This window comes from Phycisphaerae bacterium (assembly GCA_017999985.1).
In the GTDB taxonomy this organism is placed as follows: domain Bacteria; phylum Planctomycetota; class Phycisphaerae; order UBA1845; family Fen-1342; genus JAGNKU01.
In genome coordinates, this window is the sequence record JAGNKU010000005.1 from 312,421 (window position 1) to 330,687 (window position 18,267).

16 protein-coding genes are annotated in these 18,267 nt (G+C 68.5%); 6 read left to right on the plus strand and 10 right to left on the minus strand.

The genetic code is table 11. From position 1 onward, the window contains the following. Positions 1-30: 30 nt before the first annotated feature. Entirely contained in the window at positions 31-1,329 is a 1,299-nt protein-coding gene (locus tag KA383_09180; protein MBP7746295.1) for a dihydroorotase, read from the minus strand. 110 nt (positions 1,330-1,439) lie between these two features. On the opposite strand from KA383_09180, the gene KA383_09185 reads away from it, so the two are divergent. Both KA383_09185 and KA383_09190 read left to right on the plus strand, forming a co-directional pair. Further along, positions 1,440-2,339, plus strand: a complete 900-nt coding sequence (locus tag KA383_09185; GenBank protein ID MBP7746296.1) for a homocysteine S-methyltransferase family protein — start codon at positions 1,440-1,442, stop codon at positions 2,337-2,339. Positions 2,340-2,473: 134 nt separating this feature from the next. Beyond that, complete coding sequence (locus KA383_09190) at positions 2,474-3,199, plus strand: hypothetical protein (protein ID MBP7746297.1); 726 nt, start codon at positions 2,474-2,476, stop codon at positions 3,197-3,199. A gap of 81 nt (positions 3,200-3,280) precedes the next feature. On the opposite strand, the gene KA383_09195 is transcribed toward KA383_09190, so the two are convergent. Genes KA383_09195 through pyrR form a run of 3 tightly spaced genes read right to left on the minus strand, consistent with a single transcriptional unit; the run spans position 3,281 to position 5,327 of the window. Further along, positions 3,281-3,790 (minus strand): nitroreductase family protein, encoded by a 510-nt coding sequence (locus KA383_09195; GenBank protein ID MBP7746298.1) that lies wholly within the window; start codon positions 3,788-3,790, stop codon positions 3,281-3,283. A gap of 36 nt (positions 3,791-3,826) precedes the next feature. Then, positions 3,827-4,810 carry an aspartate carbamoyltransferase catalytic subunit gene (locus KA383_09200; protein ID MBP7746299.1) on the minus strand — a complete coding sequence of 328 codons (984 nt, stop codon included), beginning with the start codon at positions 4,808-4,810 and terminating at the stop codon, positions 3,827-3,829. Next, on the minus strand, positions 4,791-5,327 hold the full coding sequence (gene pyrR / locus KA383_09205) for a bifunctional pyr operon transcriptional regulator/uracil phosphoribosyltransferase PyrR (protein MBP7746300.1): 537 nt from the start codon (positions 5,325-5,327) through the stop codon (positions 4,791-4,793). Before pyrR ends, KA383_09200 begins: the two co-directional genes overlap by 20 nt. A gap of 187 nt (positions 5,328-5,514) precedes the next feature. Here pyrR and sat point away from each other — a divergent pair, with 187 nt between their 5' ends. The 4 genes from sat (at position 5,515) to KA383_09225 (ending at position 10,467) form a co-directional block, all read left to right on the plus strand. Next, entirely contained in the window at positions 5,515-6,684 is a 1,170-nt protein-coding gene (gene sat, locus KA383_09210; protein ID MBP7746301.1) for a sulfate adenylyltransferase, read from the plus strand. Next, positions 6,681-7,706 (plus strand): bifunctional oligoribonuclease/PAP phosphatase NrnA, encoded by a 1,026-nt coding sequence (locus tag KA383_09215; protein MBP7746302.1) that lies wholly within the window; start codon positions 6,681-6,683, stop codon positions 7,704-7,706. Before sat ends, KA383_09215 begins: the two co-directional genes overlap by 4 nt. Positions 7,707-7,725: 19 nt before the next feature. Then, positions 7,726-9,177, plus strand: coding sequence for a glycosyltransferase (locus tag KA383_09220; GenBank protein ID MBP7746303.1), 1,452 nt, complete (start codon positions 7,726-7,728; stop codon positions 9,175-9,177). A 357-nt stretch (positions 9,178-9,534) separates the two neighbouring features. Beyond that, positions 9,535-10,467 (plus strand): NHL repeat-containing protein, encoded by a 933-nt coding sequence (locus tag KA383_09225; GenBank protein ID MBP7746304.1) that lies wholly within the window; start codon positions 9,535-9,537, stop codon positions 10,465-10,467. Between the two features lie 73 nt (positions 10,468-10,540). On the opposite strand, the gene KA383_09230 is transcribed toward KA383_09225, so the two are convergent. The 6 genes from KA383_09230 to KA383_09255 all read right to left on the minus strand — a co-directional run bounded on the left by KA383_09230 (position 10,541) and on the right by KA383_09255 (position 18,236). Then, a complete protein-coding gene (locus KA383_09230; protein MBP7746305.1) occupies positions 10,541-11,455 on the minus strand; it encodes a magnesium transporter CorA family protein in 915 nt (304 codons plus the stop codon). Positions 11,456-11,514: 59 nt separating this feature from the next. Further along, positions 11,515-12,987, minus strand: coding sequence for a hypothetical protein (locus KA383_09235; protein ID MBP7746306.1), 1,473 nt, complete (start codon positions 12,985-12,987; stop codon positions 11,515-11,517). Next, complete coding sequence (locus tag KA383_09240) at positions 12,977-13,582, minus strand: sigma-70 family RNA polymerase sigma factor (GenBank protein ID MBP7746307.1); 606 nt, start codon at positions 13,580-13,582, stop codon at positions 12,977-12,979. The genes KA383_09235 and KA383_09240 overlap by 11 nt, the downstream gene beginning before the upstream one ends. Positions 13,583-13,791: 209 nt before the next feature. Further along, positions 13,792-14,625 carry a carbohydrate-binding family 9-like protein gene (locus KA383_09245; GenBank protein MBP7746308.1) on the minus strand — a complete coding sequence of 278 codons (834 nt, stop codon included), beginning with the start codon at positions 14,623-14,625 and terminating at the stop codon, positions 13,792-13,794. 125 nt (positions 14,626-14,750) lie between these two features. Beyond that, a complete protein-coding gene (locus tag KA383_09250; protein MBP7746309.1) occupies positions 14,751-15,551 on the minus strand; it encodes a hypothetical protein in 801 nt (266 codons plus the stop codon). Positions 15,552-15,596: 45 nt separating this feature from the next. Further along, positions 15,597-18,236, minus strand: coding sequence for a hypothetical protein (locus KA383_09255; GenBank protein ID MBP7746310.1), 2,640 nt, complete (start codon positions 18,234-18,236; stop codon positions 15,597-15,599). Positions 18,237-18,267: the final 31 nt, after the last annotated feature.

Genomic DNA, 18,267 nt, shown 5'->3' on the forward strand with positions numbered 1-18,267 from the left:
GGGAGCGCTCCTAATCAGCTTATCGCCTTATCAAATTCTCACCTTTTCACCGTCCCGGTGGCGCCATTCGCCCTCCACCAGCGTGCCGGCGGCGCGGCCGCGCACCTTCCAGCCGTCGAATGGCGTGTTGCGGCTCTTCGAGCGCATCTGCTCCGCATCCACGGTCCACTCGACCTCGGGATCGATCAGCGTCACGTCCGCCGGCTGACCGACGTTCAACGTGCCGCCGGGCACGCCGAGGAGCTGCGCCGGCCGCGTGGACATCGCCCGCACAAGCTGCGGCCAGCCGATGAGCTTCGACTCGATGAGCGCGCGGATGAACAGCGGCAACGCCGTCTCCAGTCCGATGATGCCGAACGGCGCATAGGCGAACTCGTGCTCCTTGCTCTCACGGCCGTGCGGCGCGTGGTCCGTGACCAGGCAGTCGATCGTCCCGTCGCGCACGCCTTGCAGACAGGCTTCGACGTCCGACTTGCCGCGCAGCGGCGGCTTCATCTTGTAGTTCGTGTCGAACCCGCCGCAGGCCTCGTCCGTCAGCAGCAGATGGTGCGGGCAGACCTCGGTCGTCACGCGCTGGCCGGCCTGCTTCGCCCCCCGCACAAGCTCCACCGCGCCGCGCGTCGAGACATGCGCCACGTGGTAGCGCACCCCGGCCTGCGCCGCCAGCGTCAGGTCGCGCTGCACCATCACGACCTCGGACGCCGCCGGGATGCCGGACAGACCCAGCCGCGTCGCCGTCGTGCCGCTGTGCATGCAGCCGCTGCCGGCCAGCGCCGGATCCTCGCAATGCTGGATGAACAACCGATCGAACATGCTCACGTAGCGCATCGCCCGCAGGCACACGCCGGCATCCGCGACCCCGTCGCCGTCGTCGCTGAACGCAATCGCCCCGGCGCGGACCATCAGCCCGATCTCGGCCAACTCCTTGCCCTGTCGGCCGTGCGTCAAGGCGCCAATCGGGTAAACCCGCGTGTGCGCCGACCGCGCCGCCTGCCGCAGGACGAACTCGATCGCCGAGTCGTTGTCCAGCGGTGGGTCGGTGTTCGGCATGCACGCGACCGCCGTATAGCCGCCCGCCGCGGCCGCCGCCGTCCCGGTCTCGATCGTCTCGTTCTCTTCGTAGCCCGGCTCGCGGAGGTGGACATGCATGTCGATCAGGCCGGGCGTGACGAGCAGCCCGCCCGCGTCGACCACCTCGTCCGCGGACTGCGGCGCGGACCTGCCCACGCCGGCGATCCGTCCGTCCTTGATCGCCAGATTGGTGACCTCGTCGATTTCCTGCGCGGGATCGATCACCCGCCCGCCGCGAATCAGAATGCTGTTGGCCATCGTCGTCGCCACTCGCTCAGAGCCGCTGTGCTACACCGCCGCCACGGCGTGCCGAGGTATGATACTGTCCCCCGCGGCGACGTGCAGCCGCCCGTTTCGGAGAAGCCGGAATGACACCGCCCGCCGACGTCCTTGCCGACCGCCTGCGCCGCGGACCGCTGGTGCTCGATGGCGCCATGGGGACCGAGCTGGAACGGCGCGGCGCGGGTCGGCCGGTGCCGCTCTGGTCGGCGGGGGCCCTGCTGGACGCGCCGGAGGTGGTGGCGGCTATTCACGCGGAATACGCGGCGGCGGGTGCGGACATTCTCGTCGCGAACACGTTCCGGACGAACCCGCGGGCACTGCGGGCGGCGGGCCGGCTCGCGGACGGGCCGCGGTTGAACCAGTTGGCCGTGGAGCTGGCCCGGCGGGCGGCAGGGGCGCACAACGTGATCGTGGCGGCGAGCGTCGCGCCCGTCGAGGACTGCTACTGCCCGGAGCGTGTGCCGGTGGAGTCCGAGCTGCGCGCCGAGCACCGGCAGATGGCGGCGTGGCTGGCGGCGGCCAAGCCCGATCTGATCTGGATCGAGACGATCGGCACGCTTCGCGAGGCCCGCGCGGCGGCCGAGGCGGCGTGCGCGTGCGGGCTGCCATTCGTCGCATCCTTCGTCGTGCAGGAAAGCGGAGACCTGCTGGGCGGCGAACCGCTGGCGGACGCGGTCGCGGCGATCGAGCCGCTGGGGCCGGGCGCGGTGGGGCTGAACTGCATTCCGCCGCGTGGCCTGACAAGGCTGCTACCGCGGCTGCGGGAGCTGACGGAACGGCCGGTATGTGCGTATGCGCACATCGGCAACCGCGACCCGATCCCCGGGTGGAGCTGCGCGCAGGACGCATCGCCGACGGAATACGCGGTGTACGCGGCCGGATGGCTCGCGGCGGGGGCGCAGATTGTGGGCGGCTGCTGCGGCACGACCCCGGCACACATCCGTGCTGTACGCGCGGTCGTGAATCGACGTGCCGACCGGGCCTGACCGGCTTTCGTACCGGGATTCGCCACAGAGACACCGAGGACGCACAGAGGCGGCGCGGTTCGGCCACCCGCACTTGCCCGCCGCGCCACGCCGGGACATCATCCGGCGAACTTTGTGAAGTTGGAGGAACGCCCATGACCGCGTATCGCCTCGCCCGGCTCGCAATCGCCCTGAGCATCGTGACCCTCGTCCTCTGCGGCCTCGGCGCCGGACGGGCCCCGCAACCGCCGGCGACCGCCCCTGTCGCCGATCCAGATCCGGCCCGTTTTGCCAAGGCGATCGACGAATTCGAGCGCTGGGACAGCCGCAACAGCCCGCCGGATAGTCCGGTGCTCTTCGTCGGCAGCTCCACCATCGTCGGCTGGAAGACGCACGAGAGCTTTCCGAAGCTGCCGGTGATCAATCGCGGCTTTGGCGGCGCGCATCTGTCGGACGTGCTGCACTACTTCGACCGCGTCGTGAAGCCCTACCCGGCCCGCGTGATCCTGCTCTACGCCGGCGACAACGACATCGCCGACGGCAAGACGCCGGAACGCTTGCGGGACGACTATCGCACGTTCGTGCAGCGTGTGCGCGCGCTCCTGCCGGACACGCCGGTCATTTACATCTCGATCAAGCCCAGCACGCTGCGCTGGGCCCAATGGCCGCAAATGAAGGCCGCGAACGCCCTGATCAAGGAGATGTCCGACGCAAGCCAGCATCTCTATTTCGCCGACACGGCGACGCCGACGCTCGGCGAAGACGGCACCCCGCGCAAGCAATGGCTCAAGGACGACGGCCTGCACCTGAGCGACGAAGGCTACCGCCAGTGGACAGAGATCGTCGCCCCGTTGATCGAGCAGGCGCTGAAGGCGAAGTAGCGCGCTGCAACCGACTGGACTGACTGCGGATGTGTGAAGCCCGCCGCGGCAGCTCGATAGGCGCGCCCCCTTTTCACCTTATCACTTCTTCGCGCCGCCGCCGAAGCTGTCCCAGTGCAGGACCTCGCCCAGCGCGCGCTTCGCGGGCGTCGGCGTCTCGCCGCCGTGGCCGACCGCGATCAGCGAGATGAGCTTGTATTCCGCCGGCGCGCCGCACGTCGCCAGCACCTGGGCCGCGTAGGCCTTCTTGTCGCCGGCGACCCAGCACGTCGCGAGGCCCAGCGCCGTCGCCGCGATCATGATCTGTGTCGTCGCCGCGCTGCCGTCCTCGAGGTAGTACGTCGTTGGGCGGCACAGCACGACGATGCACGCCGACGCGTCGGCGATGAACTTGCCATGGTCGGCGAGGTGGGCGAGTTGCCGCAGCTTCGCGGGCTGCGTTACGACGACAAACTCCCACGGCTGCTCATTGCGGGCAGTCGGGGCGAGCCGCCCCATGTTCACGATCTGCGAAAGCTGCTCGCGCGTCACCGTGCCGGACTTGTACTTGCGCACGCTGCGGCGTTTGGCCAGCGCTTCGAGGGCATCCATGGTGTGTATCTCCAGCCGGCCCCGGGGCGGCCGGCGTCAGGCGCTACGCACTTCGTCTTCGCGTTGGGCGGCACCGGTGTTGGCCTGCTGACACAGGAACAGCACCGCCATCCGGACCGCCAGGCCGTTCGTCACCTGGCGCAAAATGCTCGAGCTCGGCCCGTCGGCGACGTCCGCCGCCAGCTCGATGCCGCGGTTCACGGGGCCCGGGTGCATGATGAGCACGTCGGGTTTGCACTGCTTGAGCCGCTCGCGGTTCATGCCGAAGAGGCGGACGTATTCGCGGGCGGACGGGAAGCCGCTGTCGGTCATGCGCTCCTTCTGGATGCGCAGCATGTTGACGACGTCCATCTCGGGCAGCACGCCCTCGAAGTCCGACGTGACGCGGGCGCCCATGTCCTCGAACGAGCGCGGCACCAGCGTCGGCGGGCCGACCAGCGTGACCTTCGCGCCAAGCTTCTGCAGGCCGCGGAGGTCAGAACGCGCCACGCGCGAGTGCACGATGTCGCCGACGATCGCGACGTTCAGCCCGTCGATGCGGCCCTTGCGCTCACGGATCGTGAACAGGTCGAGCAGCCCCTGCGTCGGGTGCGCGTGCTGGCCGTCGCCGGCGTTGATGACGCAGCACTTCACGGCCTGCGACAGGTGCAGGGCAGCGCCGGCCGCGGGGTGGCGCAGGACCATGATGTCAACACCCATCGCCTCGATATTGCGGGCCGTGTCGAGCAGCGTCTCGCCCTTCTTGGTCGACGACACCTTCTCGGAAAAGTCGATCACGTCGGCCGACAGGCGCTGCGCCGCCAGCTCGAAGCTCATGCGCGTCCGCGTGCTGTCCTCGAAGAACATGTTGACGACGACCCGGCCGCGCAGGGCCGGCACCTTCTTCACGCTGCGGGTCGAGACCTCCTTGAAGCCTTCCGCCGTGTCGAGCACGTGCAGGATTTCTTCGCGGCTGAGGTCCGCGAGCGCCAGCAGATCCTTCCGCGTCCAGACCGGCCTGTCACTCGCCGCTGCGGTCATACAGTTGTACCTCGTCCACGCCGTCCACTTCGGCGAGCTTGACCTTCACGACATGGTGCGACTCGGTGTCGGTCCGCAGCCCGACGAAATCGGGCTGGATCGGCAGCTCGCGCCGGCCGCGATCGACCAGCACGGCCAGGCGGATCGCCTGCGGCCGGCCAAAATCCGTCAGCGCGTCGAGCGCCGCGCGGATCGAGCGACCGGTGTAGAGCACGTCATCGACCAGCACGAGCCACGTGTCGGTGATGTCAAAGTCGATCTCTGTGCCACGGACGATCGCATTCGGCCCGATCGTCGTCAGATCGTCACGGTAGAGCGTGATATCGAGCACGCCGTAGTGCGCCGGCTTCACCCCCGCTTTCTCCAGCAATGGCAGCAGGCGCTTGGCGAGTGTCTCACCGCGGCGCCGAATGCCCACGACCGCAACCGGGACGTCACTGGGCGCGGCCCCCGCAATCGCCCGGGCCAGCTTCGCCAGGGTGTCCTGAACTTCACGTTGATCCAGTAGGAGTGTCATGGCCCATAGCCTACCGGCAGGCGGCGGGCCGCAAAAGGGGGCCGCCCACCGCCGGATGCGCCGCCATTTCGCGCCGCAGCCCGCCGCGGCTATAATCGCCGCTTTGCATCGGCACGCGCCGAAACCGCTTCACACGGCGCCCAGCGCTGCAGCCGGCGAAGCGCATCCTTGCGTATCGGAGACTCGCATGAGTGACCATGGCCTGATCCCGCCGCACGGCGGAAAGCTCATCAACCTCGTCGTCGAACCCGCCCGGGCAGTCGCCTTGAAGGCGTCGGCGGAGCGGCTGCCGCGGATCCAACTCGGCGAGCGCGAGCAGTGCGACCTGGAGCTGTTGGCGATCGGGGCGCTGAGCCCGCTGACGGGATTCATGGGCGAGGCCGACTTTCACAGCGTGTGCGACACGATGAAGCTGACCAACGGACTGCCGTGGTCGGTGCCGATCCTGTGTCCGGTCGACCGGGCGACGGCGGACAAGCTGGCGATCGGGCAGACGGTGGCGCTGACGGACGACCGCAGCCGGCTGCTGGCCGTGCTCACGGTCAAGGAGAAGTACGCCCACGACAAACGCAAGGAGGCGGAGAAGGTCTTCCGGACCACGGACACCGCGCACCCCGGCGTCGCGGTGACGATGGCGCAGGGCGACGTGTGCCTGGCGGGCCCGCTCGAGGTCCTCACGCCGCGGCACGACCCCGAGTTCGCGGACCGGCGCCTGACGCCGGCGCAGACGCGGGCGGCGTTCGCGGAGCGCGGCTGGGCGACGGTGGTCGCGTTTCAGACGCGCAACCCGATTCACCGGGCGCATGAGTACATCACCAAGTGCGCACTGGAGATCTGCGACGGCCTGCTGATCCACCCACTGGTCGGTCAGACGCAGAAGGGCGACATCCCGGCCGACGTGCGCATGAAGTGCTACGAGGTGCTGCTCGCGAACTACTACAACGCGAAGAACACTTTCCTGTCGGTGCTGCCGGCGGCGATGCGCTACGCTGGGCCGCGCGAGGCGATCCTGCACGCGATCCTCCGTAAGAACTACGGCTGCACGCACTTCATCGTCGGCCGCGACCACGCCGGCGTGGGCAACTACTACGGCACCTACGACGCCCAGAAGATCTTCGACGAGGTCGATCCCGCGGCGATCGGCATCCAGCCGCTGAAGTTCGAGCACACGTTCTGGTGCAAGAAGTCCGGCGCAATGGCCAGTGACAAGACGACCAACAGCACCAAGGAAGAGCGCGTCTTCCTGTCGGGCACGGCGGTGCGCGACATGCTGGCGAAGGGCCAAAGGCCGCCGGTGGAGTTCACGCGGCCGGAGATCGCGGACATTCTGATCGAATCGATGCGGAAGAGCTCATGACGACCGACCCCCTGACCGCTGACCCGGCGGTGGTGCCGGCGGAAGTGTGTGCGGCGCTGCGCGGCGCGCACGAGATCGCGCTCGTCGGCCACGTGACGCCGGACGCCGACGCGATTGCGTCGCTGGGTGCGCTGTGGCTGGCGCTGCCCGAGCTGGGCAAGCGGGCGCACCTGGTGCTGCCGGACGGCACGGTATCGCGGAACCTGCGCTTTTTGCTGCGCTACGCGGGCCTGCGCGGGGCGCACGCGAACGACGTCCGCGCGTGCGACCTGATCGTCGCGCTGGACACCGCGAAGGACCGGCGGCTGAACGGCACCGAGCACCTCACCGCGCTCACCAGCATCCCGATCCTCAACATCGATCACCACGCCACGAACACGCAGTTCGGCCGCTGGAACTGGATCGTCGACCACGCCAGCAGCACGTCGGAGCTGGTGTACGGCGTGCTGCGGGCGCTGGGCTGCACGATCACGCCGACGATCGCCACGCTGCTTTACGCCGGGCTGCACTCGGACACACAGGGCTTCGCGCTGTCCAACACCGGGCCGCACGCGCTGCAGGTGGGTTACGAACTGGCGCGCGCGGGCGCTGCGATTCCCGAGATCTGCGAGCGGCTGCATCGCAGTCGCAGCCACGGCGAGTTCGAACTGCTGAGCCTGATCTACCGCAACACGCAAGTCAGCGAAGACGGGCGCCTGGCCTGGAGCACGGCGACCTTCGCCGAGATCGCCGCGACGGGCTGCACGGCGGCGGACATCGACGACCAGGTCGAGGTGCCGCGCTCGATCGAGGGTGTCGCGGTGGCGATCCTGTTCACCGAGGGCCGGCAAGGCAAAGTCCGCATGAACTTCCGCGGTGAAAGCGGCATCTCCGTGCTGGAGCTGGCGCAGCAGTTCGGCGGCGGCGGACACCAGGCCAGCGCCGGCGCGATCCTGGACGGCGACATCCCATCCATCACGGCCCGCGTGCTGCCGGCGGCCCGGGCGTTCGTCGCCGGCCTGCCGCCACGACGGGCCGAGTAACACGGACCGGAGGCGACGCATGACCGATTCGCCGCCGCGCCCGCCGCTGTTTCGCACCGGCGTCCTGTCGGTCCTGATTCCGGTCTACAACGAACAGGCGTACCTGCGGCGCTGCGTCGAGCGCGTGCTGGCGGTGGAACTGCCGCGCGGGTTGCGCAAAGAGCTGGTGCTGGTCGACGATGCGTCGACCGACGGCACGGCGCGGGTCATCGACGAACTCGTGGCGGCGCACGGGGACGTCATCCGCGCGCTACGCCAGCCAAAGAACCAGGGCAAGGGGGCCGCGGTCCGCCGGGCGATCGGCGCGATGACCGGGCAGTACGCGATTATTCAGGACGCGGACCTGGAATACGACCCGCAGGACTACCCGCTGCTGCTGCAGCCGCTGCTCGATGGCCTGGCGGACGTGGTGTACGGCTCGCGCTTCGCGGCGCGGACGATGCGGCGGGTGCTGGCCTACCACCACACGCTGGGGAACAAGCTGCTGACGCACCTCTCCAACGTGACGACGGGCCTGAACCTTACCGACATGGAGACGTGCTACAAGGCGTTCCGTGCCGACGTGCTGAAGACCATCCCGATCCGCTCGAACCGCTTCGGGATCGAACCGGAGATCACGGCGAAGATCGCCAAGCGCGGCTGCGTGGTCTACGAGGTGCCGATCAACTACCGCGGGCGGAGCTACGCCGAGGGCAAGAAGATCGGCTGGAAAGACGGTTTCCACGCGCTGTGGACCATCGGCAAGTACTGGCTGATCGACGACTGCTTTGACGAGTGCTACGGTCGGGCGATCCTGACGAGCCTCGCAACCGCCCGGCGGTTCAACGCCTGGATGGCCCAGGTGATCCGGCCGTATCTGGGGACGCGCATACTCGAGATCGGCGCGGGGTTGGGCAACGTGAGCCGCCATCTGCCGAAGAAAGAGAAGCTGATCGTCACCGACATCGACCCGGTGTACCTCGAGATTCTGCATGAGGCGTTCGACGATAACGACGTCGTGGAGGTCGCCAAACTCGACCTGACCTGTCCCGCCGACTTCGACGCGCTTGGCAGCGCGGTGTGCGACACCGTCGTCTGCCTGAACGTGCTCGAACACATCGCGGACGACCTGGCGGCGCTGCGGCGGATGCGGACACTGCTGGAGCCCGGCGGCCGGCTCATCTTGCTCGTGCCGCAACACCGTTGGCTGTACGGCTCGTACGACCGGCACGTGGGGCACTGCCGGCGCTATACCCGTCGGACGCTGCGCGCGGCGCTCCAGGCCGCGGGCTACACGGTCGTGCGGCTCCGCGATTTCAATTTCCTGTCGATCGCCGCCTGGTGGCTGAATTCCTGTCTGCTGCGGCGGGCTGAGATGGATCGCTGGCAGTTGAAGCTGAACGACATGTGCGTACCACTGATGCGGCCACTGGAGCGCGTCCTGCCGCTGCCGGGCCTGTCACTGATCGCGGTGGCCGAGCGGGCGGCGTAGACTCCCGGCTGCCGCGCATTCCACCCAGCCCACGTACATGGCTGGTTTGCGCATCCCGCCCGGGGCGCTGTATACTGATGACAGGAGTTTACGCTCCACCGGGGCACTGTTTGCGTGTGTCATCGCGGCGGGGCGACGGAGGAAATTTAGGCGCTCACGACGTGCACATGACGGTGGCCGTGCGAGCATGCGCGGCCACGGTCCGGACGGCAATCGGCACGCCGCAGCGCGCAATCGGACCGAGCACCAGCCGCAGTTCGCGGCGGGCACGCGTCCACGAAGAAACGATGGCCGGTGCCGCTGCGCCGCGGGCGCGGCGGGCGCGGGCCTTGGAGTCAGGCGAGAGGAGAACACCCCATGAAGCGCAGCGCGATTCTGTTTGGCCTGGTCGTGACGCTGATTCTGACGGCACCGGTGGTGGCGTCGCCGGTGTACTTTCTGGTGAGCGGCTACACGTCGCACAATGTCGTGAAATACGATGCCGCGACCGGGGCGTACCTCGGCGCGCTGGTGACGGGCGGAAGCGGTGGGCTGGTTTGCCCCGAGGGCCTGGCCATCGGACCCGACGGCAACCTCTATGTTGCCAGCGCGGGCACGCATTCGGTCAAGCGCTACGATCTGCAGACCGGTGCGTATCTGGGCACCTTCGCCTCCGGCCACGGGATGCAGTATCCACGCGGCGTCGCCTTCGGGCCCGACGGGAACTTGTATGTTGCCAGTTCGAGCGACGTCATCCTGCGCTACGACGGCGACACCGGGGCGTTCATCGACGACTTTGTGCCATACGGGACCACCAACCTCAACGACCCGCAGGACCTGGATTTTCGCGGCGACGGCTACCTGTACATTTCCAACGGCCAGACGCGCTGCGTCATGCGGGTGAACGCGCTGACCGGGGCGTACGTGGACACGTTCGCGGCCGGCAGCCCGACGGACAGCCTGCAGGGGCTGGTCTTCGGCAGCGACGACCACCTGTACGTCGCCGACGCGGACAACAACCGCGTGCGGCGCTTCGACGGCCAGAGCGGCGCGTTCATGGATGACTTCGTGCCGCCCGGCTACGGCGGGCTGAATCACGCCGAGGATGTGCTGTTTGGCCTGGACGGAAATTTGTATGTGACCTCCCACTACACGGACTCGATTCTGAAGTATGACAGTGCCACGGGCGGCCACCTGGGGAGCTTCACGACGACCGGGCTGGACGCCCCGACATACATGCTGCTCGTCCCGGAGCCGGGCAGTCTGGCGCTGCTGGTCCTGGCCGGCCTGCTCGGCGCGCGCCGTCGTTAGCGCCGCGCGGGAAACCTTACAGGTAGCCGGACGTCAGGCGCGGCGCCGCAGGAGGTTCCGTGCGCTGCCGCCCTCAGCTCCCCCGCCGTCGCCAGTACCACAGAAACGCCGCCACCGACGCGACGGCCATGCCCATGATGACCCAGAACGCGAAAGCAAACCGCTGCATCGGAATGGCCACGTTCATCGAGAAGGCACTGACCACGAACGTCGGCACCATGATCGCGATCGTGATGATGTTCAGGTTCTTCATCAGCACGTTCAGGTTGTTGCTGACGATCGAGGCCCGCGCGTCCATCAGGCTCGCCAGAATGTTCGAGTACATCTCCGCCTGCTTCGCGCACTGGTTGTTCTCGATGATCAGGTCGTCGAGAAACTCCAGCTCCTCGGTGCTCAGCCCGATCTTGCCGGCGTTGTGCTTGAGCTTCTCCAGCAGGGCCCCGTTCGAGTTGATCGAGTTCACGTAATACACCAGGCTCTTCTGCAGCGCGAACATGTTGATGAGGTGTTTGTTCTCCATCGCCCGGTTGATTTCGCTCTGCAGTTCGTCGGACACCATGCTGATGCCCTTGAGGTGCTCACGAAAATGGATCACCGACCGCGCCAACAGCTTCAGGATCACGTCGGCCAGCGAGTGAATCCGCGCCAGCGGCGCCCCGTCGAACAACGCCGCCTCCTCCGGGATCACGATCCGCAGCCCGTCCTTGAACAGGAACGCCCCCGCCGACGTGACCTTGAACATGAACTGCTCGGCGCCCGAGTAGTTCTTCGGGCGCTTGAAGATCAACGCCATGTGCTCGGGCTCGAACTCCAGACGCGACAGCTCATCCGGGTCCAGCGCCGAGTTGAACGTGTGCTCGTCAACCTTCAGCTCGTCGATCAGGTGGCGCTTCTCACGCTCGTCCGGGCGCGCATAAATCGTCACCGCCGCCGGCTGCTCCGGCACTTCCACCAGCTTGCGCTCGACGATGTTGTAGGCCTTCCACATGCCGCCATCTTACGTCGCCAGGTGGCACCCGGGGAAGGACGCCCGCGCACCCGCCCGCGTCAACGCGCCGGCTGACTGGCGGGGGTGGTCGCCGGCGGCGCGGGCGTGTCCGGCAACCCGGGCGGCAGGAGCGTGACCCGCAGGGATATTGGCCCGCGCCGCTGCTCGGCCGCTGCGTCCACGACACCATCGAAGTCAGAATCGTCGGCCTTCGGGCCAGACAGCGACAGCTCGAGCAAGCGCTCGGCCGACGTGCCTGAAGCGGGCTGGGACGCCAATACCCCGCCGGCCGGGGCCGCCTCGGTCATCGGGCGCGCTGCCCGCGCCGCCGGGGCCACGCCGCGCTTCTGCTCCCCCGCCTCCCGCGCAGGGGGCTCCGGCTCCGGCACGAAGACGATCGTGAGCTCCGGCTCGGCAGTCACGGCCAGGTGCCGGCGATGCAGAGCCTCAGCCTCGTCCGCACGTGCCTGGTCGTACATCAGGCGTCCGCGACCAGTCGCGCCACCGCCGCGGCCCGCGGCGCGCTTCTCGCGCGAGCTCGCGGCCGGCGTGCCGGGCTTCAGAACGTCCCCCGCCCAAGGCACGCCGCGGTCCTGGAGCGCCGAGACCACCGGCGCCAGCAGCGCCGCGGTGTCCGCATCGCCCTCAAAATTGGCTTCATAGCGCACCTGGTCGCGCGTGTTGACCGCCAGGAGTTGATCGATCCGGGCCGGCAGCTCCGACGGCACCACGTAGAAAAGCTGCTCGCCAGGCTGCGCGGCAACCGCCTCGTCGGCGGACGCGGTGGCAACGGCCGGTGCGGCGGCTGGCGCGCCGGCCGCGGACCATTGCGCGAGCACGGTGACGTTCCGCGCGTACTGGTCCTCGTCCTGCGCACGGATGACAACATGCACGGTCGCAGTCGGCGCGGGGGCGACGGCCAACACCTTGGCTTCGGACTCTTCGAAATCCCGCGCGACCCCCTCCTGCCTCGTCAACTCGTCCGGTTCCGGGGCCGCCTCGAATACAGGCGCCGGCAACTTGGCCACGGGTAGCTTGTCCTGAGGCTGCTCCGGCCAGCGCGCGGCCAGTTCCACATCGCGGCGGCCGTCCCGAACGATCCCACGTGCCGGCGCCGCGGCGGGGGCCGGCGTGTCTGACTTCTGCAGACTTGGCGCCAGCACTGGCGACCCGGGCAGCGTCTGTTCCTGCATGATCTGGTAGCCGACGAGCACCCCCGCCACGATGACCGCGGCCGCCGCCGTCACCTGCGCGCCCAGCCGAATGATGCGCATCCGGCGCTTGCCGGCGCGCGGCGCGGCGCGCAGTTGCTGCTCGGCCTGCGCAGCCAGCGTGCTCGCGAGTTCGGCCGGCGCCCGCAGGCGCGGCAAAGCGCCAAGCTGTTCGGAGACCTCGCGCAGCTCGTCAAGCTGGCGGCGCGCGTCCTCGGAGCTGGCGAGCACGCGCTGGATCTCGCGCGAGCGTGCAGCGCTCAACTCGTCGTCGAGGTACGCCGACAGGTCGGCCCCCAGCTTGTCGCGCTCATCGTTCACCAACTTGCATCCTCTCGTCGCGCAGCAGTTCGCGGAGCAGCATGCGCCCGCGAAAGATGCGGCTCTTCACCGTACCAACCGGCACACCGAGTATTTCCGCGATCGCCGCGTAGTCCAGGTCTTCGATGTCCTTCAGGACCACCGCCGCCCGGAACTCGTCGTCCAGTTGGGCCAGCGCCCATTCCACCCGCCGCCGCAGCTCGCGGTCCGCCACGCCCTGCTCCACACCGGGCTCGCGCGACACGGGCTCCGTCCGCAGCCCGCGCGCACTGGCCCCGGAGTCGTCGAGCGGGCGCACGGCCCGGCGTCCGGCCGAGCGGCGCTGTGAGATCGTCAGGTTGATCGCGATACGGAAGAGCCAGGTGTAGAAGTTCGCCCGGCTCTGGAAGCGTCCCAGTGCCTCGAGCGCGCGCATGAAGGTCGCTTGCGTGAGGTCGAGGGCGTCGGCGTGATTGTGACAAATTCGGTAGCATGTGTTGAACACGCGGTCCTGATACCGCGAAACCAGCTCCGCGAACGCCGACGCGGCGCCGCGCTGGGCGCACTGCACCAGCTCGGCATCGCTCAGCTCGTGCTCGTGCGCGGATCGATTCACAGCGATCTGGCCACCTGATTGGACGCCCGGACGGCACCCGGGTTCCCGGGCCCCTGCGCCGCCGCCGAAAAATCCGCCACCGCCCGGCCGGCGGCAACCCGCCCCCCATGCAACAGTTACGTGCCGGCCGGTCCGTATATCATACACGCGCCGGGCTGGGCCGGTAGCAGCGACGGCGGGTTATCGGCAGCGGGCCGGGCGGGCGGAGCCTATTCCGCCGTGAACGTGACGTACCCCCAGCGCTCGGGCAGGTGCATGTTCACGACGCCGGGCGGGGACCAGACCCAGTTGCCCTCGCGTGTCTCCGGCAGCTTTTCGTACGCGCCGTTGACGACGCGCGTCAGCCATTGCACGCGCGAGAAGTCCATGCGCCAGGTGTCACCGGGCCGCGGCGGGGCCGGGCGGTGGGCGGCTTCCTTGAGCGTGGCCCAGGAAATGGCAAACTCGACGGACCAGCCGCGGTCGATGTCGGTCGGGTCATTGAGCGTGCCGTCGATGTGCACGGCGGAGCGCAGGCCCTTGCAGTCCCAGGCGTGCAGCGCGGGGCCGCCGGCGATGTAGGTGCGGACGAGGAACAGGTCGAAGATCGTGTTGAAAGCGTTGATCTCGATCTCGTAGTACTCGCGCTGGTCGCCGTCGGGGTCGATGAAGATCTCGAAGTCGTTGTCGTGGAAGATGATCGCGTCGTAGTCGCGCAGCGTGGCCCAGACGTGGGGCTCCTGGAGATCGGCGCCGATGTACAGGTACGTGTCATCCCACATCAGCTTGGCCCGCGTCTCGAAACGCGGAAGCGGCTGGGCGGCGCCTTCAATATCCACGAACGCCTCCGTCCACGCCGCCGCGGACCACGCCGGCTCGTCGAGGCGCCCGTCCACCATCGGCGGTGCCGGCGCCCGGCGGCAAGCGTACGTCCGCGGCTTTTCCCGGAACGGCGGCAGCGGCTTGTCACCGGTCGGGCGTGCCGTGCTGGCACAGCCGGTCAGGAGCAGCAGACTGAGAGTGGTCATCTCCGCCGTTCTGAGTAGTGTCTTGCACGCGTTCATCGTCGCTCACCCTGCGCCGCGCCCCCGGCACGGCGGGTCAGGATAGCGGCGGGCCGGCGGACATAGAAGCACGCCTGCTCAGACCTGGACTGCGCCGGCAACCGACGCACGGCAACGCGGAAAACTCAACGCGTGGTCACTGGATCGCTGAAACCCGCCGCCGCAGCCTGCGAGAGGCCGGTCGACGCGCTCAGCTTGCGCAGGAACGCGGCTTCATCGGTGCGCAAGCCGGTGAGCACCGCGGCCGCCACCGTCGCGTAGTCGGGCGGGCGGCACAACACGTCATCGATCGGCAGGCGCTGCACGTTCAGCAGGTAGGCGATCATCAGACGATGCTGGAAGCGGGCCAGGCCGGGCGTGTCCGCCGGCGCGCCGGCGCGCAGCAGCGCCGCCCCCACCTGCGGATCGAGGGCGCTGCCGTTGGCGATGTACTCGCAGTAGCCTTCCTCAATCCAGTCCGGCAACTGGCGCAGCGCCAGCCAGCCCACGTGCTGGCGCACCAGCGCGTGCGTGATCTCGTGCGCGATGACCTCGCTGAGCGCCCGCGTGGGCCGCGCCGGCGGGTCGGGCGGCGGGCAAAGTACAACGTCGCTGGCCACGTCGGCACTGGCGATGAACGTGTCGCCGGTCGGCAGGTTGCAGCTGCACTCGAGGTTGCGCAGCAGCAACGAGCGGGCCAGCGGCAGGCTGTTGACGATGTAGATGCGATGGTGGGCGTCGGGGTCATGGAGCTCGCTGACCGCCAGCCGGGCGTCCACGCGGTCCAGCACCGCCACGATCTCGCCCGGCACCTGCGTGCGCATGTGCACGGTGTAGTTCTTGTGTGTGCGCTGGTGCGGAAACAGCGGCTGCGGGCTCACGAGCAGCAGCGCGTGCTGCAGGCAGCAGCAGGCAAACGCGGTGGCCCACATTCGGTCGAACGGCATGTGTCACCTGCCTTCCGCCGGCGCGGTGCCCTGCCCGCGGCCTCCTCAACGCGCCCCGGCCGTCGTCGGGCGCTCCGCCGGCGAGAAATAGTGCGTCACGGTCCGCGTGCGCCACGCCAGCCCGTCAAACGTCGTCTCGCTGGCGGTCGACTTGAAGAAGTTGATCTTGCGCACCACCGGCGTCAGCTTGGCGAGGATACCGGCCAGGCGCGTGATCACCGGCCGCACGGACGGCTCGGGGATAAATGCGCCCATCATGCCACTCACCATTGAGACGATGCCGATGCCCTTGGCGATTTCCTCGCCCAGGCCGCGCTGATCCGCGAGCGACACGCTGTCCACCGGCCCATCCGGCAGGAGCGCTTCGCTCATCACGCGGGCGTTCTTCCGCACGTTCGGGTGCTCGCCCCGCGCCGTCGCCAGACACAGGGCCACCGCGTCCGCCGATGAACCGAACATCAGGTAGCCATCCTGGACGCCCCACACCGCCGGCTGCGGCGAGAACGAGGAATGGATGTTCTGGAAGCCGGTCAGCCGCGGATCCTCAATCTCGGACGTGTGAATAGCCAGCATGGCGAGGCCCGCGAGGGCCGGCTGCTTCGCGATCGCGTCCGAGAGCTGCGTCGAGAGGAACCCGAGCGCCGCGCCGACCTTGGACCGGGCGGTCTCCTCGTCCTTCACCTTGACCAGCCAGACTGAGCCGCGCTCGCCGTCCAGCGTGACGCTGATGAACTGGCCATCGAGCCAGGCGACCACGTCCCGCTGCACATCCACGCCGATCTGCTTCTGGATTTCTGCCCATTTCTGGAGCATCTCTTCGCCGACCGGGCCGGCTGCGCGGACGGAGTCCTCGAGGAACCGGTACAGGGCGCCGCAGTCCACGCCGCTGGAGACCGAGAACGAGGCGGTTTCCTCGGGCAGGTAGTGCGTGCAGTCCGTCACGGGCGGGCGCTGCCCCAAAACCGCGTAGAAGGGGTTCTTGCGGGCATCCGACACCAGGACGGCCAGCGATTCCATGTGGGTCGCGTAGCCCTCGGTGCGCTCCACCGTCGCCGCGTAGTCCATGATGCGCATCGTGGAGGTCACGCGGTCCAGGAAGTGCCGCACGACGGACAGTTCGTCGGTGGCGCTGCGCGCGCCGCGCGCCGCGGCCTGCTTGCGGGCGTTGGCCAAGGCCGCCGCAAAACGCTCGCTGCCGCGCAGGCTCTCCAAGTCCGGGTCCTTGGCGATGTGCCGCGGGCAGTAGAAACCGCCCGCGACGGCCTTCTCGAGATAGTCCAGCGCCGTGCTGGTGTGCCCGAGCAGCGCGTGGAAGCAGGCCAGGTCGTACAGCACGCGGGAGTCCTGCGGCGCGACCGCGAAAGCCTGCTCGGCCAGCTTCAGCCCCTGCTCGTACTCCTTCTGTTCGTAAGCCTGCCAGGCCTGCAGGTGCAGTTGATAGGCCTCGCCGGTCTTGGCGGAATTCTCGATGACATCTTCGGCGCGATACTCATCAGCCAGCTCGCCGGCCCGGGCCAGCGCCGCCTTGTAGCGCGGCTCGTCGCGCAGGCTCTCGAGATCCGAGTCGGTGGAGATCTTGGTCGGCGCGTAGAAACCGGCGTTGACGGCCTGCTCCAGCCAGTCCAGCGCCTCGGTCGGCTTACCGTTCAGGGCGCTGAAGCACGCCAGGTTGTACAGAATGATCGGGCTCTTGGGACTGATCTCATAGGCCTTCTGCGTGCAGGCCAGCGCCTGGGCGTAGTCGCGCTGCCGGTACGCCTGGATCGCTTGCGAGGTCAGCGCGCTCGCCTTCGGCTCCATGCTCCAGTCCAGCGGCAGGTCTTTGGGCGCCCCGGCGACACTGAAGACACCCTCCATCATGGTCTGCATGGACGTGGCCAGCGCCTGCATGTCAAAAAACGTCATGCTGTCTTCGGCCTGTGGCAGCTTGGCAAATGCGGCCTTGAAGCGCGGGTCCGCGCCGACGGCCGTCTTCGACCCGCTCTTGTTGATCAGTTCGAGCACGTCATCCAGCAGCGGCTCGCCCACCGCAATGATGATGATGTCGTCGCGCAGCGCCAGCGCGGCCGGCGCCGCGGGCACTTCGCTGGCCCACGCAGTCAGGCTCATCGTGGTGACCGACGCACCATGACGCTGGCCGCGCTCGAGCGCGAGCGCCTCCGCGCCGCTCAGCCGGTTGATCTCCTCCACGATCGCGCCCAGGATCGCCTCCAGCCCCGTGAAATTCTGCGCGGCCCCCTCCGGAGTGCCGCGCAGGAGCCAGACCATCTGCGGCATCACGGCGACCCCCTGGCCGCCGATCTTGAGTGGCTGCGCCAGCCGCTCGGCAAATACCATCTCCTTCCCCGCCAACTGCTCCCAGTCGACGCCGGCCAGCAGTTGCGTCGCGCGGTCCTTGAGCCGCATGAACTCCGCCTTCTGGTCACCCTGGAAAAGGGTGCCGAGCAGCTCGAGCAAATCGGTGCCCACGCCACTCTGACGCAGGGCCGTGAAGACCTCGTCCCAGTAACGGTCGAGAAAGTCGCGCTCGGGGTTGTGCCGCCCCGCAACGAACAGGAACACGTCGTTCGGCACGTACCCGGCCAGCGTGAACTCCGCCCGGTTGGATTCCGCCGGCGGCGCCGGGATCACGGTCAGCAGGGTGCTGATCAACACGCCACCCCAGTAGTGTGCGATGAGATTCATGGTCCGGGCTCCTTGTCTACGGCGAGTGCCG

Excerpts from the sequence above, each read along its gene's own strand:
- KA383_09220 (MBP7746303.1), top strand. The coding sequence starts at position 7,726 with ATGACCGATTCGCCGCCGCGCCCGCCGCTGTTTCGCACCGGCGTCCTG.
- KA383_09195 (MBP7746298.1), bottom strand. The coding sequence starts at position 3,790 with ATGGATGCCCTCGAAGCGCTGGCCAAACGCCGCAGCGTGCGCAAGTAC.
- KA383_09200 (MBP7746299.1), bottom strand. The coding sequence starts at position 4,810 with ATGACCGCAGCGGCGAGTGACAGGCCGGTCTGGACGCGGAAGGATCTG.
- sat (MBP7746301.1), top strand. The coding sequence starts at position 5,515 with ATGAGTGACCATGGCCTGATCCCGCCGCACGGCGGAAAGCTCATCAAC.
- KA383_09230 (MBP7746305.1), bottom strand. The coding sequence starts at position 11,455 with ATGTGGAAGGCCTACAACATCGTCGAGCGCAAGCTGGTGGAAGTGCCG.
- pyrR (MBP7746300.1), bottom strand. The coding sequence starts at position 5,327 with ATGACACTCCTACTGGATCAACGTGAAGTTCAGGACACCCTGGCGAAG.
- KA383_09245 (MBP7746308.1), bottom strand. The coding sequence starts at position 14,625 with ATGAACGCGTGCAAGACACTACTCAGAACGGCGGAGATGACCACTCTC.
- KA383_09215 (MBP7746302.1), top strand. The coding sequence starts at position 6,681 with ATGACGACCGACCCCCTGACCGCTGACCCGGCGGTGGTGCCGGCGGAA.
- KA383_09255 (MBP7746310.1), bottom strand. The coding sequence starts at position 18,236 with ATGAATCTCATCGCACACTACTGGGGTGGCGTGTTGATCAGCACCCTG.
- KA383_09250 (MBP7746309.1), bottom strand. The coding sequence starts at position 15,551 with ATGCCGTTCGACCGAATGTGGGCCACCGCGTTTGCCTGCTGCTGCCTG.
- KA383_09185 (MBP7746296.1), top strand. The coding sequence starts at position 1,440 with ATGACACCGCCCGCCGACGTCCTTGCCGACCGCCTGCGCCGCGGACCG.
- KA383_09180 (MBP7746295.1), bottom strand. The coding sequence starts at position 1,329 with ATGGCCAACAGCATTCTGATTCGCGGCGGGCGGGTGATCGATCCCGCG.
- KA383_09225 (MBP7746304.1), top strand. The coding sequence starts at position 9,535 with ATGAAGCGCAGCGCGATTCTGTTTGGCCTGGTCGTGACGCTGATTCTG.
- KA383_09190 (MBP7746297.1), top strand. The coding sequence starts at position 2,474 with ATGACCGCGTATCGCCTCGCCCGGCTCGCAATCGCCCTGAGCATCGTG.